This is a genomic window from Thioclava sp. DLFJ5-1, assembly GCF_002020115.1.
Lineage (GTDB): Bacteria > Pseudomonadota > Alphaproteobacteria > Rhodobacterales > Rhodobacteraceae > Thioclava > Thioclava sediminum.
Window position 1 is genome coordinate 415,890 of sequence record NZ_MPZU01000001.1, and the last position, 15,593, is coordinate 431,482.

At 66.0% G+C, this 15,593-nt stretch carries 15 protein-coding genes; 5 read left to right on the forward strand and 10 right to left on the reverse strand.

Features of this window, described 5'->3' with window-relative positions; genetic code table 11:
- Positions 1-127: 127 nt before the first annotated feature.
- Genes BMI86_RS02020 through BMI86_RS02040 form a run of 5 tightly spaced genes read right to left on the reverse strand, consistent with a single transcriptional unit; the run spans position 128 to position 4,389 of the window.
- Positions 128-1,732, reverse strand: a complete 1,605-nt coding sequence (locus tag BMI86_RS02020) for a carboxyl transferase domain-containing protein (RefSeq protein WP_078519437.1) — start codon at positions 1,730-1,732, stop codon at positions 128-130.
- The gene (locus BMI86_RS02025) at positions 1,729-2,193 is read right to left on the reverse strand and encodes a lysozyme inhibitor LprI family protein (protein ID WP_078539536.1); all 465 of its coding nucleotides are present in this window, start codon (positions 2,191-2,193) and stop codon (positions 1,729-1,731) included. Before BMI86_RS02025 ends, BMI86_RS02020 begins: the two co-directional genes overlap by 4 nt.
- The gene (locus BMI86_RS02030) at positions 2,190-2,717 is read right to left on the reverse strand and encodes a lysozyme inhibitor LprI family protein (protein ID WP_078539537.1); all 528 of its coding nucleotides are present in this window, start codon (positions 2,715-2,717) and stop codon (positions 2,190-2,192) included. The genes BMI86_RS02025 and BMI86_RS02030 overlap by 4 nt, the downstream gene beginning before the upstream one ends.
- A complete protein-coding gene (locus tag BMI86_RS02035) occupies positions 2,714-3,229 on the reverse strand; it encodes a lysozyme inhibitor LprI family protein (RefSeq protein ID WP_078539538.1) in 516 nt (171 codons plus the stop codon). The genes BMI86_RS02030 and BMI86_RS02035 overlap by 4 nt, the downstream gene beginning before the upstream one ends.
- Complete coding sequence (locus BMI86_RS02040) at positions 3,229-4,389, reverse strand: isovaleryl-CoA dehydrogenase (RefSeq protein ID WP_078539539.1); 1,161 nt, start codon at positions 4,387-4,389, stop codon at positions 3,229-3,231. The genes BMI86_RS02035 and BMI86_RS02040 overlap by 1 nt, the downstream gene beginning before the upstream one ends.
- Positions 4,390-4,576: 187 nt before the next feature.
- On the opposite strand from BMI86_RS02040, the gene BMI86_RS02045 reads away from it, so the two are divergent.
- Positions 4,577-5,818, forward strand: a complete 1,242-nt coding sequence (locus BMI86_RS02045) for an FAD-dependent oxidoreductase (RefSeq protein ID WP_078539540.1) — start codon at positions 4,577-4,579, stop codon at positions 5,816-5,818.
- Positions 5,819-5,843: 25 nt separating this feature from the next.
- Complete coding sequence (locus BMI86_RS02050) at positions 5,844-6,767, forward strand: ornithine cyclodeaminase (protein ID WP_078539541.1); 924 nt, start codon at positions 5,844-5,846, stop codon at positions 6,765-6,767.
- A gap of 19 nt (positions 6,768-6,786) precedes the next feature.
- On the opposite strand, the gene BMI86_RS02055 is transcribed toward BMI86_RS02050, so the two are convergent.
- From BMI86_RS02055 to BMI86_RS02065, 3 genes are read right to left on the reverse strand one after another with little or no spacing between them, the layout of a single operon-like run.
- Positions 6,787-7,965 carry an aminotransferase class I/II-fold pyridoxal phosphate-dependent enzyme gene (locus tag BMI86_RS02055; protein WP_078539542.1) on the reverse strand — a complete coding sequence of 393 codons (1,179 nt, stop codon included), beginning with the start codon at positions 7,963-7,965 and terminating at the stop codon, positions 6,787-6,789.
- 3 nt (positions 7,966-7,968) lie between these two features.
- Positions 7,969-9,189 (reverse strand): TCR/Tet family MFS transporter, encoded by a 1,221-nt coding sequence (locus BMI86_RS02060; protein ID WP_078539543.1) that lies wholly within the window; start codon positions 9,187-9,189, stop codon positions 7,969-7,971.
- Between the two features lie 58 nt (positions 9,190-9,247).
- Positions 9,248-9,919: an HAD-IA family hydrolase gene (locus tag BMI86_RS02065; protein WP_078539544.1), complete on the reverse strand. Its 672-nt coding sequence runs from the start codon at positions 9,917-9,919 to the stop codon at positions 9,248-9,250.
- Positions 9,920-10,026: 107 nt separating this feature from the next.
- Between BMI86_RS02065 and glmU the strand changes: the two genes are divergently transcribed.
- From glmU to BMI86_RS02080, 3 genes are read left to right on the forward strand one after another with little or no spacing between them, the layout of a single operon-like run.
- Positions 10,027-11,373, forward strand: coding sequence for a bifunctional UDP-N-acetylglucosamine diphosphorylase/glucosamine-1-phosphate N-acetyltransferase GlmU (glmU, locus tag BMI86_RS02070; protein WP_078539545.1), 1,347 nt, complete (start codon positions 10,027-10,029; stop codon positions 11,371-11,373).
- A gap of 3 nt (positions 11,374-11,376) precedes the next feature.
- Complete coding sequence (gene glmS, locus BMI86_RS02075) at positions 11,377-13,191, forward strand: glutamine--fructose-6-phosphate transaminase (isomerizing) (RefSeq protein WP_078539546.1); 1,815 nt, start codon at positions 11,377-11,379, stop codon at positions 13,189-13,191.
- Positions 13,188-14,039 carry a DNA alkylation repair protein gene (locus tag BMI86_RS02080; RefSeq protein ID WP_078539547.1) on the forward strand — a complete coding sequence of 284 codons (852 nt, stop codon included), beginning with the start codon at positions 13,188-13,190 and terminating at the stop codon, positions 14,037-14,039. The genes glmS and BMI86_RS02080 overlap by 4 nt, the downstream gene beginning before the upstream one ends.
- Here BMI86_RS02080 and BMI86_RS02085 read toward each other — a convergent pair.
- Entirely contained in the window at positions 14,034-14,723 is a 690-nt protein-coding gene (locus BMI86_RS02085; RefSeq protein WP_078539548.1) for a D-lyxose/D-mannose family sugar isomerase, read from the reverse strand. The two genes, BMI86_RS02080 and BMI86_RS02085, sit on opposite strands and share 6 nt — an antisense overlap.
- Positions 14,724-14,749: 26 nt before the next feature.
- Positions 14,750-15,523: a gamma-glutamyl-gamma-aminobutyrate hydrolase family protein gene (locus BMI86_RS02090; protein WP_075774454.1), complete on the reverse strand. Its 774-nt coding sequence runs from the start codon at positions 15,521-15,523 to the stop codon at positions 14,750-14,752.
- Between the last annotated feature and the right edge of the window lie 70 nt (positions 15,524-15,593).

Genomic DNA, 15,593 nt, shown 5'->3' on the forward strand with positions numbered 1-15,593 from the left:
GGTCTCCCCTTTGAGAGCGTCGGAGGGGGCGCTGCCCCCGCTCCTGCGGAGCCCCCCGGGATATTTCGGCCAAGTCGAAGATTTGCACTTCCTCTTGGTCCAAATATCCCCGCCGGAGGCATGAAAGTTACATTCTGAACAGGCCGAAGCGGGTCGGCTCGATCGGAGCGTTGAGCGCGGCGGAGAGCGAGAGCGCCAGCACGTCGCGCGATTTGCGCGGGTCGATGATGCCATCGTCCCAAAGCCGCGCCGAGGCGTAGAGCGGGTGCGACTGGCGCTCAAACATCTCGATGGTTGGGCGCTTGAACTCGGCCTCTTCTTCCGCCGACCATTCACCGCCCTTGCGCTCGATCCCGTCGCGTTTGACGGTGGCGAGCACGCCGGCGGCCTGTTCGCCGCCCATCACGGAGATCCGCGAGTTGGGCCAGGTCCAGAGGAAGCGCGGGGAATAGGCCCGGCCCGCCATGCCGTAATTGCCCGCCCCGAAGGAGCCGCCGACCAGCATCGTGATCTTCGGCACCGAGGTGGTGGCGACGGCGGTGACCATTTTTGCCCCGTGGCGCGCGATGCCCTCGTTCTCATATTTCCGGCCGACCATGAAGCCGGTGATGTTTTGCAGGAAGACCAGCGGGATCGAGCGCTGCGAGCAGAGTTCGATGAAATGCGCGGCCTTCTGGGCGGCTTCCGAGAACAGCACGCCGTTATTGGCGACGATGCCCACGGGGCAGCCTTTGACATGGGCGAAGCCGGTGACGATCGTTTCGCCGAAGCGCGGCTTGAACTCGTCGAAGCGCGAGCCGTCCACGAGGCGCGCGATGACTTCGCGGATGTCATAGGGGGTGCGCAGGTCCGCCGGCACGACGCCGAGGATTTCCTCGGGGTCGTAGGCGGGTTCCTCGGGCGATTGCCAGTTCACCGTCGAAGGTTTCGTGTAGTTGAGATTGCCGACCGCGCGGCGCGCCAGCGCCAGCGCATGGGCGTCGTCTTCTGCCAGATAATCGGCCACGCCCGAAAGCCGCGTATGCACATCGCCGCCGCCGAGGTCTTCAGCGGTGACCACTTCGCCCGTCGCGGCCTTCACCAGAGGCGGACCCGCTAGGAAGATTGTGCCCTGCTCTTTCACGATGATCGTCACATCAGACATCGCGGGCACATAGGCGCCGCCTGCCGTGCAGGACCCCATCACCACCGCGATCTGGGCAATGCCCTTCGCCGACATCCGGGCCTGATTGTAGAAGATGCGCCCGAAATGGTCGCGATCGGGGAAGACTTCGTCCTGATTGGGCAGGTTCGCACCGCCCGAGTCGACGAGGTAGATGCAGGGGAGATGGTTTTCCTCAGCGATCTCTTGGGCGCGCAGGTGTTTCTTCACCGTCAGCGGGTAATAGGTGCCGCCCTTTACGGTGGCGTCGTTGGCGACCACCATGACCTCCTGGCCCTGCACCCGGCCGATGCCGGCGATCACGCCCGCACAGGGCGCGGCATTGCCATACATGTCATGCGCCGCCGTCGCGCCGATTTCCAGAAACGGCGAGCCGGGATCGAGAAGCCCCGCCACCCGTTCGCGCGGCGCCATCTTGCCGCGCGACAGGTGCCGCTCCAGCGCGGCGGGGCCGCCGCCTGCCGCTGCCTGTGCAGCCGCGTTTTCGATCTGCGACAGCGCGTCGAGATGCGCCTTGCGATTGGCCTGAAAGTCCTCCGACGAGGTCAGGGCCTGCGATAACAGTTTCATTCCATCCTCCCCAAATCGCGCAGTTCCAGCGCGCGTTGCGCCGTACGCTCGAGGTAGCATTGCGACGCCACGACCGTCCGGATCGTGCCGTCCTTCCAAATCTCGTAGAGCAGCCCGCAATCGGCGTCGCGATACTGCCCCCACGCGCTTTGCGCATCGAGCAGCCTGTTGGCGAGCTCGGTGCCGCCCTGCTCCAGCAGACGGGCGCGCGCCGCCTTATATTGCGACTTCGCGATATCGTCCCAGACCTGCGCCTCGCCTTGCAGGCAAGCCGAAATGCCAAGCGTCGTATCGCCGCCCGGCTGACCCTGACAGGCGGCGGCCGCCTCGCCGATACAGGCGGGATGGGTATCCTTCGCCCCGTCGAAACAGGCGCGTACTGCGTTCGTGTCGACGCTCGGCTCCTGCGCCAAGGCGGGCGTGGCACAGATCAGTGCCGCGACTATTGATAGCCCTTTCATTGGGTATCTCCTTCAAGCTGCTCGGCCCGCGCGATCAGACGTAGTGCCTGCGCTCCAGTCAGTTGCATTTCGCATTGCGATCCGGCCGGGCCTGCGCCCGAGCCGCCGCCCCAAGTCGACATTTCATAGGTGCAGGACGCATCGCGATAGGCGATCCATGCGCGCTGCATTTCTTTCAGCGCAGGCACCTGCGGTGGCGCGGCGGAACCCAGCTCTTTCAGTTCCGCATCCATCTTGCCGTCCTGTGCAACGATCGTCTGATAGGCTGCATTCAGGCGCGCGTCCCAATCGTCGCGTTCTGCGCCGAAACAAAAGCCCATGCCCGCATTGCTCGAGCCAGCAGTGTCGACGGTCATGCAATGTGCAGCCCCGAGCCCGATACAGGCGCTGCGCGCGGGTCCGCTCTTTGCGGAGAGACAGGCCGTGATCACCTGCGGATCATAGGTGACGGGAATGCCTTCGGCGCGCGCGGCAGTGGCCGATAGGCCCAGCATGGCGACAGCGACCATCCAAAGCGTCTTCATTGCGTCCCTCCCTTGCCTTGAGCGGACAGCGTCTCGGCCCAATCCTGCAGTTCCAGCGCATGTTCAGCGGTCTTGCGCATCAGGCAGCGCGCCTCGTCCACCTCTGCGCCCTCGCCCTGCAGCGCGGCCCCATAGGCGCAGGCGCCATCGCGGTAGCGCGCCCAAGCGGCTTCCGCCTCACCCAGCTGCGCGCCTTGCAATCCCGACGGTGACTTGCCCGCCACGATTTGCGCCGCGTCACTGGCCGCCGCCGCTTGGCGCAAGCTGTCGACGGCTGTCGCCGCCCGGTCGGACCAGAGGGCGCGCTCGACATCATAGCAGGCGCGGCGGTCGGTGACGCTCGCATCTTCGCCGATGCATCGCTCCGCCGCTTTGCCGATGCAGGACGCAGGGTCGCCTGCGCCCGAGAGGCAGTTCTCCAACGGGGCCGGATCGAAATCCGCCCCTGCCCCTTGGGCCTGCGCCGCCAGTGGCGCTGCAAGCCCGATCAGGAGGAGAGCGCCCGCTCGCATCAGACGGCTCCCATGATCTCGCGACCGATGAGCATCCGGCGGATTTCCGAGGTGCCCGCGCCGATCTCCATCAGCTTCGCGTCCCGGAACAGGCGCGAGACATTGGAGTCGTTGAGGAACCCGGCGCCGCCAAGGGCCTGCACCGCTTGATGCGCCTGCACCATCGCCTGCTCGGAGGCATACAGCACAGTGGCAGCCGCATCCTGACGCGTCACCGCGCCACGATCGCAGGCCTTCGCGACCTCGTAGGTGTAGGCCCGAGCGGTGTTCATCGCGACATACATATCGGCGATCTTGCCCTGCATGAGCTGGAAATTCCCGATCGGCTGGCCGAACTGCTCGCGCTCCTTGCAATAGGGCACGACCTCGTCGAGGCAGGCCATCATGATGCCGGTGCCGATGCCCGAAAGCACCACGCGCTCGTAATCGAGGCCCGACATCAGGACGCGCACGCCGCGCCCCTCTTCGCCCAGCACGTTCTCGAACGGCACTTCGCAATCCTCGAAGAATAGTTGTGCCGTGTTCGAGCCGCGCATGCCGAGCTTGTCGAAATGCTTGGAGGTGGAGAAGCCCTTGAAATCCTTCTCGACGATGAAGGCGGTGATGCCCTTGGAGCCCGCCTCCGGGTCGGTCTTGGCATAGACCACGAGCGTATCGGCATCGGGGCCGTTGGTGATCCAGTATTTATGGCCGTTCAGGACGTAATAACCGTTGCGCTTCTCGGCCTTGAGCTTCATGCCCACCACGTCCGACCCTGCACCGGATTCCGACATCGCAAGCGCGCCGACGGACTGGCCCGAGATCAGCCCGGGCAGGTATTTCTTCTTCTGCTCGTCAGAACCGTTCAGCTTGATCTGGTTCACGCAGAGGTTGGAATGCGCGCCGTAGCTGAGCGCGATCGAGGCCGAAGCCCGCGCGATTTCCTCGGTGGCCACGACATGGGCGAGATAGCCCATCCCGGCCCCGCCATATTCTTCCGACACGGTGATCCCGAGCAGGCCAAGCTCGCCCATCTCGGTCCAAAGCTCGTTCGGAAACTCATTATCCAGATCGGTTTTGGCCGCGATCGGGGCCACGCGCTCGGACGCCCAACGGCGCACCATATCGCGCAGTGCGGCGATATCCTCGCCCAGATCGAACTCCATCGAACCTGCGAACATCGGATCTCCTCCCCCAGTTTATTGAACGCACGTTCATTTATGCGCAATTGCCGAGTCGGGTCAAGGCCCGTGGGCTAGTGCGCGGGCAAAGGACGCAGCGGCACGAGCCACTGGCACAGGGGCTGGTCACTTGCAGTGATTGCCGCCACAAAGAGACCTGAGAGCTTGGAAACCAACGGGAGCGAAGATGGGCCAGCCACGTCATATCGTGATCGGAGCGGGGATCGTCGGCACGATGACCGCATGGGCGCTGGCCCGCCGCGGGTTGCCGGTGACGGTGATCGACCGCCTGCCCGGCCCGGCGGAGCTGTGTTCGCGCGCGAATGCCGGGATCGTCTCGATTGGCCATGCGAGCGCCTGGGCGGGGCCGGATGCCTTGCCGCAACTGCTGCGCGCGATGGCGGGGCGCAATCCCGGCGTGAAGCTGACCGCGCCCTTCGATCCGGCGCTGTGGCGCTGGGGCACGACCTTCCTGCGCAACTGCACCGGGGCCGCGCAGGCACGCAACACCGCGCGGATGATGCGGCTGGCCGAGACCGCCCGCGCCGCCCTGCCCGACATGGCGCAGGAGCTGGGGCTGGACGCGCTGATCCGCTTCGAAGGTGGGCTCTACCTGCACAACTCCACCGCCGAGATCGACGCGCATGACGACGGACGGCTGACGCGGATCGACCCGGACTGGCTGGCCGATAACGATCCGCTGCTCGCCGAGGCGGGTTTCGCGGGCGGGTTTCTCTCGCCGATGGATGCCGCGGGCAATTGCCACGAGGTGACCCGCGCCGCCGCCAAGGCCCTTGCCGCCAAACACGGCGTGCAGTTTCGCTACAATAGCGCGGTGACCGGGTTCACGCAGGCTCATGGCAAGATCACCGGCGTCAACCTCGCCGACGAGACGCTGCCTGCCGCGCAGGTAATCCTCGCCGCAGGGATCGAGACACCCGATCTGGCGCGCCCTCTGGGCTTTGCGCCGGATATCTACCCGGTGAAGGGCTATTCGGGGACATGGGAGGTCCGCGATCCGAGCCGCCTGCCCCGCCATCCTTATATCGACGAGGCCGCGATGCTGGCTGTGGCCTCTTACGGTGGTGTCTTGCGGGTGACCGCGATCGCCGAATTCGCCGGACGCGACCGGACGCTGCGCGAGGATCGCACCAAGGTGCTGACCGATTACGTCGCCGCACGTTTCGGCGATGCGGTGAGCGATGCGCCGCCGGTGCTCTGGACCGGGCTGCGGCCCTCGACCCCGCACGGCCCGCCCTTCCTTGGCCGGGTGAAAGCTTACGACAATCTGTGGGTCAATGCGGGCCACGGCCAACTGGGCTGGACGCTCTCGGCGGGCTGCGGCGCGCTACTGGCCGATGCGATCACCGGCGCCGCCAGCGGGCCGCGCGAAGTGTCGGCCCCGGCGCGCTGGCTGGCGCCTCTGTGACGCCCGAGGCAATGAAGGAGACGACATGAGCCCGAAAATCATCCCCTATGACATCGCTGAAAAGCTGGACTGGCCGGGCGCAATCGCGGCGCTGCGCGCGGGCCATACGCGCCCGAAGGCGGAGTTGGGCGATACGTTTCTCGGGCCCTCCGATGCGGTCTTGCTGAGCCGCGCGGCCTATATTCCGGGGCTGGGCTACGGGGTGAAATCCTTCACCGTGTGCGACGGCAATGCGCAGGCGGGGCTGCCGACAGTGCAAGGCGCGATGGTGGTGTTCGAGCCCGAGCACGGCCAGCCCACCGCGATCGTCGATTGCCCGCTGGTGACCGAGTTCAAGACGGCCGCCGATTCTGTCTTGGGCGCGCAGCTTCTGGCCCGCCCCGACAGCCGTCGCCTGTTGATCGTGGGGGGCGGCCGGGTCGCGCGCTCGCTGATCGCGGCCTATGCGGCGGGCTTTCCGGGGCTGACGGAGATCACGCTCTGGACGCGCCGCCCCGAGCAGGCACAGGAGCTGGCAGCTGACCCCGCCCCCGAGGGCATCAGCCTGCGCGCGGTGACCGATCTGCCCGAGGCGGTGGCAGAGGCCGATATCGTCAGCAGCGCCACGATGGCTCGCACGCCGGTCCTGCAGGGTGCATGGGTAAAGCCCGGCACCCATGTCGATCTGATCGGAGCCTATAAGGCCGATATGCGCGAAGCCGACGACGCGCTGATCTCGACGGCGAGCCTCTTCGTCGACAGCCGCGACACCACGCTGGGCCATATCGGCGAGCTGCTGATCCCGATCCGCGAAGGGGTGATCACGCCCGAGGCGGTGAAGGCCGATCTCTACGACCTCATCGGCGGCGCGCGCGGGCGGGAAAGCGCCGAGGAGATCACGCTTTACAAGAATGGCGGCGGCGCGCATCTCGACCTGATGATCGCCGACTGGATCTCGCGCGCCGGGTGAAGGTCAGCGCGCCACCTCTTCAGGTCTCGGCCTCTTCGCGCAGGATGCGCGCGATCTGGGCGGCGTCATCCGTCGAGAAAGTCAGCGGCAGGCGCAGATCCAGCAGCGTCGCCAGCACCGCATCGGTGCGCGGCAGGTTCTGCGCCTCGGCGTAACGCCAACTGTCATGGCGTGAGGTGAAGCCCGCGGGCTCATCCGCGCCGAACCATTTCAGCTCGACCCCGCGGGCCGCAGCCCGGGCGACGAAGTCCAGCATCTCGGGGGCGGAGCGTCCCGGCAGGCGGAACTGGAAGGACGAGCCGACATAGCTCTCGGCCTCGGGACGCTCGATCAGCGCGACACCCTCTGCCCCCGCAAGCCCCGCCTCGACCTCACTGTACAGCGCATTCCAGCGCGCCACCCGATCCGCCAGCGTCGGCAGTTGCGGACGCAGGATCGCGGCGCGCAGATGGTCCATCCGGCCCGAGACATTGGGCGTGTCGTATTTCAACCCCTCGAACACCTCCGGGCCGGGCGCTGCGCGGTGACGCTCGAACAGCATGTAGCTGCCCGACAGCAGGATCATCCGCGCCGCCAGTTCGGCATCGTCGGTCACGATCAGCCCGCCCTCGCCCGAATTCATGTGCTTGTAGGTCTGGGTCGAATAGCACCCGATCGCGCCGTGCCGCCCCGAGTGAACCCCGGCCCATGTCGCCCCCATCGTATGGGCGCAATCCTCGATCACCGTCAGATCATGGGCGCGCGCGATCTCCATCAGCGCATCCATGTCGCAGATATGGCCGCGCATATGCGACAGCATCAGCACCCGCGCCTGCGGGGCTTTCGCCGCCAGATCGTCAAGGTCGATGGTCAGCTGGTCGGTAACCTCAACCAGCACGGGCTTGCCACCGACCGCCGCGATCGCGCCGGGCACGGGGGCGAGCGTGAAGGCATTGGTCAGCACCGGATCGCCCGGCCCCACGCCCACGGCGCGCAGCGCGCAGCCCAAGGCATAGCCACCCGAGGCCACCGCAAGGCAATAGGGCGCGCCGGTCAATCCGGCGAATTCCTCCTCCAGCAGCGCCACCTCGCCCGGCTCTCCGGGCAGGGTGTTGTAGCGATGAAGGCGACCCGAGCGCATCACCTCGACGGCGCGTTCGATCGCATCTTCGGGGATCGGCTCCTGCTGGGTGAAATTGCCTTTGAAGACCTCGGACATCGCTCAGACCTTTCTTGCGCGGACAAACAGCGCCAATGCCGCCAGCAGGATCACGGAGGCCACGTAAAAGGCCATATCCGGCGTGCGGATCGGAGCGTTCTCGGCGAGGAATATCCCGAAGACTTGGGTGAAGAACAAGGTGCCCGCCAGCATCGCGAGGTTCATCAACGCCGAAATGCCACCCTGCAGCGCGCCCTGAGCGTCTTCGGGCACCGCATTGGACATCAGCGAGGCGATCATCGGATGCACCAGCCCCTCGATCCCGGTGATCAAGAGGACGATCAGCACCATCACGAGCGAGGTCGACAGCCCCAGCGCGATGGTCATGCCGATCCCGACGATCAGCCCGATCACCACCACCCGCGCCTCGCCCAGACGGGACGCGAGCGGACCGGCCAGCCCACCCTGAAAGATCGCCGCGACGACCCCGTAGCCTGCGAGCGTCAGCCCCACCGTCCCCTCGGACCAGCCGAATTTCGCCATCCCCCAATAGGGCCAGATCGCGGGATAGACGGCGGAGGCGAACAGATAGACGCCAAGCGCGGTGCCCATCGGCAGCACGCCCGGATAGCGCGCGAAAACTTTCAACGTGCCCAGCGGGTTGCAAGCGCGCCAGTTCACCGGACGGCGCAGGCCCTGCGGCAGGCTTTCGGGCAGCACGATCAGCCCGTAGATCAGGTTCAGCCCCGACAGCGCGGCGGCCACGAAGAAGGGAATACGCGGGCCAAGCTCGCCGAGAAACCCGCCAAGCGCAGGCCCCGCGATGAAGCCGAAACCGAAGGCCGCGCCGATCAGGCCGAAGGCGCGGGCGCGCTCTGCCGGTGGGGTGATGTCGGCGAGATAGGCATTCGCGATGACGTAGGACGCGCCGCAGATGCCCGCGACGATCCGGCCCACGAAGAGCCAGAGCAACGTCGGCGCAAAGGCGTGAAAGAGGTAATCGACGCCCAGACCGCCAATGGCGAGCAGCAAAAGCGGGCGCCGTCCGAACCGATCCGAGAGGTTGCCCATCAGCGGCGCAAACAGGAACTGCGCGAGGCTGAAGGCCGCGAACATCCAGCCACCGATCCGGCTCGCTTGCGCCAGATCGACATGGCCCACATCCGCGATCAGCGAGGGCAGCACCGGGATGATCAGGCCGAACCCCACCATGTCGAGAAACACCGCGATCAGAACGAAGGCGGTGGCGTGAAAGCGCGAAGGACCGATGGGCGCTGCGGTCATGGCCGTCGGCGGCCGCGTCTGAGGGATGGTTCGGGGCAGCACAGCCCCGCCGAGGCGCTCACCCGAGCATCCGCGCGGCAAGCGCGGGCAGATCGTCGAAATGATCGAGCAGCGCCTCGGGTGCGAGCCGTTCGATGCCGCGCCCCTCCGGGCCGAAGGTCACAAGAACGCAGGGCACGCCGACCGCGCGGGCGGTCTCACGATCTGTATTGGTGTCGCCCACCAGCAGCGAGGCTTCCAGCTTGCCGCCGGCCCGCTCGACCGCCGCGAGATAGGGATCGGGCGAGGGCTTGCGCAGCGGTAGCGTATCGGCACCGATCAGCGCGTCGAAAAGCGCGGTGATCCCGAGCCGGTCGATCAGATCACGCGCGAGACCTTCGGGCTTGTTGGTGCAGACAGCCGTCGCAAACCCCTGATCGCGCAGCGTTTTCACCGCCGTCTCAGCGCCGGGATAAAGCTGCGTATGGCGGTCGATATTCTCGCCGTAATGCGCAAGCAGCGGGTGATAATCGGCCTCGACCAGCTCGGCGATCTCCGCCTCCGGCAGCCCCAGACGCCCATAGCCGGCCTTGAGCATCGCACGGCCACCATGGAAGGCGGTCAGCGCGTCCTCCGCCGGATCGAGAAGCGGCGCATGGCCACGCGCCGTGAAGCAGGAATTGGCCGCCGCGATCAGGTCGGCGGAGGTATCCGCCAAAGTCCCGTCGAGGTCGAAAACCACTGTGCGCATTGCCTTTTGCTCCTTCCGTAACACCGCGAAAGGAAGCGTGAAGACGCACCACTTGCGGCAAGCAAGCCAATGGTTAAAACGGGGCCGAGCAGAAGAAAAGGTTTCTAATGGCGATTGCATTGATCACCCTCGCGGCGGGACAGGGCACCCGCATGAAATCCGACTTGCCGAAGGTGCTGCATCAGGTGGGCCGCGCGCCGCTGGTGGCGCATGCGCTGGCTGCCGGGCGCGCGCTCGAACCCGAGACCGTGATCGTGGTCGCGGGCCACGGTGCCGACAAGGTGAAGAAAGCCGTCGCGAAGGTCGATCCCGAGGCGCAGATCGTGCTGCAGGAAGAACAGCTCGGCACCGGCCACGCCGTGGCGCAGGCCCTGCCCGCGCTCGACGGGTTCGATGGCCGCGTGATCGTGCTTTACGGCGACACCCCCTTCATCCGGCCCGAGACGCTGGAGCGGCTGGCGGCGTCCGATGCGGCGGTGACCGTGCTCGGCTTCGAGGCGGCCGATCCGGGCCGCTATGGGCGCTTGGTGGCGCAGGGCGACACGCTGGATCGGATCGTGGAATTCAAGGATGCCACGGATGACGAACGCGCCATAACCCTTTGCAATTCCGGCGTTATCGCCTGTGACGCAGTGCTTCTGACCGAACTCGTCGCGGGGCTGTCGAACGAGAACGCGTCGGGCGAATATTACCTCACCGATATCGTCGAAGCCGCGCGCAAGAAGGGTCTGACCGCGCAGGTCGTGACCTGTGACGAATCCGAGACGCTGGGGATCAACACCCGCGCCGAGCTTGCCCGCGCCGAGGCCCTGTTCCAGGAGCGGATGCGCGCCGAGGCGATGGAAAACGGCGTGACCATGGTGGAGCCCACCAGCGTCTGGTTCGCGCTCGACACCTATATCAGCCGCGATGTCGTGCTGGGCCCGAATGTCGTGTTCGGCCCCGATGTCACCATCGAATCCGGTGCGGTCATCGAGGCCTTCTGTCACCTTGAGGGCTGCCACATCTCGCGCGGGGCCACGATCGGCCCCTTCGCCCGTCTGCGCCCCGGCGCGGAACTCGCCGAGGACGTGCATATCGGCAATTTCGTCGAGGTGAAGAACGCGATCCTCGCCGAGGGTGTGAAAGTCGGCCATCTGACCTATCTGGGCGATGCCGATATCGGGGAGCATACGAATATCGGCGCGGGCACGGTGACCTGCAATTACGACGGGGTCATGAAGCATCGCACCACCATCGGCGCGAACGCCTTCATCGGCTCGGACACGATGCTGGTGGCCCCGGTTACGGTGGGCGACGGCGCGCTGACGGGCTCGGGATCGGTGATCTCGAAAGACGTCCCTGCCGAGGCGATCGCGATCGAGCGGTCCGAGCAGGTGAACCGTCCGGGCCTCGCCAAGAAACTATTTGCGAAACTGCGCGCGGAGAAAGCGCGTCGCATGAAGAAAGATTGATAAATGTGCGGAATTATTGGCGTTTTGGGGAAGCACGAGGTTTCCCCCTGGCTCGTTGAGAGCCTCAAGCGATTGGAATATCGCGGCTATGACAGTGCCGGGATCGCGACGGTAAATGCAGGCAAGCTCGACCGCCGCCGTGCGGTGGGCAAGCTGTGGAACCTGTCCGATCTGCTGGTGCACGACCCGCTGCCGGGCAAGTCGGGCATCGGCCATACCCGCTGGGCGACCCATGGGGCCGCGACCCAAGGCAATGCGCATCCGCATCGCTCGGGGCCCGTCGCGGTCGTGCATAACGGCATCATCGAGAACTTCCGCGAGCTGCGGGCCGAACTGGCCGAAGCCGGGATCACCCCGGAGACGCAGACGGATACCGAAACCGTCGCGCTGCTGACACGGATGTTCATGGATCGCGGCATGGATGCGCGCGAGGCCGCCGTGGCGACGCTTGGCAAGCTCGAAGGCGCGTTCGCGCTGCTGTGGCTCTTCGACGGCGAGGACGATCTGCTGATCGCGGCGCGCAAGGGATCGCCGCTCGCGATCGGGCATGGAGATGGCGAGATGTTTGTGGGCTCGGACGCGATTGCGCTCGCGCCGATGACCGATCGGATCACCTACCTCGAAGAGGGCGATTACGCATTCGTCACCCGCGCCGGGGCCGAGATTTTCGACGCCGAGGGCCGCCGTGCGAACCGCGACGAAAGCCGCATCGATCTGGGTCAGGCGCAGGTCGAAAAGGGCGGCTACAAGCATTTCATGGCGAAGGAAATCGCCGAGCAGCCCGTCGTGCTGGCTGACGCTTTGCGACATTATCTGCCCGAAACCGGGCTGAATCTGCCTGCGGAGTTGGACTTTTCCAACATCGACCGGATTATCCTGATCGCCTGCGGCACGGCGCATTACGCCTGCGCGGTGGCGAAATACTGGTTCGAGACCTTCGCTCGCATCCCGGTCGAGATCGACGTGGCGTCCGAATTCCGCTACCGCGAGCCGCCCCTTTCCGAGCGCAGCCTCGCCGTCTTCGTCAGCCAATCCGGCGAGACCGCCGACACGCTGGCCGCGCTGCGCTATTGCTCCGAGCGCGTTGCGAAAACCGTGGCCGTGGTCAACGTCCCCACCTCCTCCATCGCGCGCGAAGCCGACATCATGTTGCCGATCTTCGCGGGCGTCGAGGTCGGCGTGGCCTCGACCAAGGCGTTCACCGCGCAGCTGCTGGTTCTGGCCGTAATGGCGCTGAAAGCGGGCCGCGACCGGGATGAGACCGACGGGCCGACACTGGGCAGCCATGCCGATACGCTGCGCGCCCTGCCCGGCCTGCTCAATCAGGCGCTGTCGATTTCCGAGCCGATCGCGCATCTCGCCGAGCAACTTGCCGAGGCACAGGACATCCTCTTCCTCGGACGCGGCGCGATGTATCCGCTGGCACTGGAAGGGGCGCTGAAGCTCAAGGAAATCAGCTATATCCATGCCGAAGGCTATGCCTCGGGCGAGCTGAAGCATGGGCCGATCGCGCTGATCGATCGCACCGTGCCGGTGATCGTTATGGCGCCCTATGACAAGCTCTTCGACAAGACCGTCTCGAACATGCAGGAGGTGATGGCGCGCCACGGGATGGTGCTGCTGGTCTCCGATGCCACGGGCATCAGCGCGGCGCAGGATGGCACCTGGGGCACGCTGCAAATGCCCGATATTGCGGAACCTTTCGCGCCGATCCTTTATGCGGTTCCGGCGCAACTGCTGGCCTATCACACGGCGGTCGCGAAAGGCACCGACGTGGACCAGCCGCGCAACCTCGCCAAATCGGTGACGGTCGAATGAGCCGCAAGCGGGGCAAGAAGCGCGTCGCCCGGCCGCGCGCGGCGGATTATGCGCCGCTCGACCCGGCGGAGGACGCCCGGCTGCGCGCCGAGGCCGAGGCCTATGCGGCCTCGGATGCGGACTATGAGGCCTTCGCCGAGGAAGAGGACGCCGACGCGCCGCTCGGCCCCCCGCCCACGCTGGAAGACGCGCTTTTCGCGCTGGAAAGCTGGGCGGATGCCGAGAAAGCCGCCGAGATGGCCGCCTATCACAAGGCGGAGCGGCGCTATCTGGGCGTTTCCGTTCCGGCGATCGAGGACATGGTCGCGCTGTGGCGTGGCCAGCTTGATGTTCCGGGGCGGGTCGAACTCGCCCGCGGGCTTTGGGACAGCGACATTCACGAGGCGCGGATCGCGGCGGCCAAGCTGCTGACGCAGGCGCGGCTGCGCCCCGACGGTGCCGCATGGGAATTGATCGCAAGTTGGGTACCGCAATTCGACGCCTGGGCGATTGCCGATCACGCGGCCAAGGCGGGCTCGAAACGGCTTCAGGCCGAGCCCGCGCGGCTCGACGAGGTGGCGGTCTGGGTGCGCTCGGATCACATGTGGACGCGTCGTGCGGCTTTCGTCTTCACCCTGCCCTGGACCAAGCAGCGCAATCCCAAGCCCGAGGACGAGGCGGTACGCGACGAGGTTCTGGGCTGGGCCGCGCAACTGGCCGAGGATCGCGACTGGTTCATCCAGAAAGCGATCGCGTGGTGGCTGCGCGAGCTGAGCAAGAAAGACCCTGCCCGCGCTCAGGCCTGGCTGGACGAGCATGGCGAAAGGCTGAAGCCTTTCGCCCGCAAGGAAGCCAGTAAATATTTATGAATACAGGAACTTGTCGTAGTCGCTGACGAGCAGGTGACGCGGCGCTTCGTCTTCCTCGATCTCGGAGAACCGCCCGATATCTTCGCGGAAGATATTGTCGGTGTTGTCGTCGTTGACGGTCGAGACCTCGCCGATCAGAACGTCGCCGCCCTCGCCCCAGAAGGCATGCCAGTCACCGGGCCGCAGGGTCACGCTCTCGCCGGGGCGCAGGATCAGCACCTCCCCAGGCGCGTAATTGCGCGGGACGCCGTCGCACATCACCTGCCCGCCTGCGGTCTCGTCGAATTTGCCATCCGCGTCAGAGCCATAGAGCTCGATTGCGAGGTCTGCGCCGCCGCGATTGATGATGTCCTCGGCCTTGATGATATGGGTATGCATCGGGCTGATCTGGTCCTTGCGCGAGATCAGGAGCTTCTCGGCATAGGCCATGCCGTGGCCCGCCTGGAGATCGCGCAGATCGCCGTTGCGCAGTGTGAAGAGAAACAGGCCCAGCTTGTCGAAATCGCCCTGCCCGTAATCGGTGATGTCCCAGCCCATCGCGGCTTCCACGATGCGCTGTGCCTGCGGCAGGCGCGCCTTGAACTCGGCCGGGCTCCACCATGCGAAGGGCGGCAGGCGGAAGCCGAATTCCTGGATCATTTCCTCGGCCGCGGCCATGATTTCGTTCACGCGCGAGCGTTTCATCTGTCTCTCCGTTTTGTCTTTGCGGCTCAGGCGACGCAGGCGGCGGGCCGTTCGCCGCGCGCCCAAGCACGCACCGCATCGCCGAATGCCTCGAACAGAGGGCGCGAGACGGGATCTTCCGCCGCACGCCATTCGGGATGCCATTGCACCGATAGGGTAAACCCCGGCGCGTCCTTAACATAGATCGCCTCGGGCGTACCATCGGGGGCGCGCCCTTCGATCACAATCCGGGTACCGGCGGTGCAGACGCCCTGCCCGTGCAGCGTGTTGGTCTCGACCTCATCCGCGCCGAAGAGACGCGCGAACCGACCGCCGGGGGTGAGCGTGACCATGTGGCGGTTGGAGAACCCTTCTTCGAGCGTCCCCTCCGGCGGCATCCGGTGGTTCAATCGCCCCGGAAGCTCGCGGATCTCGGGGTGAAGCGTGCCGCCCATCGCGACGTTGACCTCCTGAAAGCCCCGGCAGATGCCGAGGAAGGGCTGCCCGTTCTCGACACAGGCCCGCACCAGCGGCAGGGTGATCGCGTCGCGGGCGCGGTCGAAAGTGCCGTGCTTCTCGGTCGGCTCTTCGCCATATTCATGCGGGTGGACGTTCGGGCGCCCGCCGGTCAGGAGGAAGCCGTCGCAGACCTCCATCAACTCCTGAACGGACACATATTCGGGATCGGCGGGGATCAGCAGCGGGATGCAATCGGAGACCTTGCTCACCGCTTCCGAGTTGAGTTGCCCACCTTCATGGACGGGATAGCGGTCACCTACGAGGCCTCTATTGCCGATGATGCCGACGACGGGTCTGGTCATTGATATCTCCTTTGTCCCGAAGCTAAGGCGACGTTCGGGCAGAGAAAAGGCGCAAAATGCGCACGAAGCC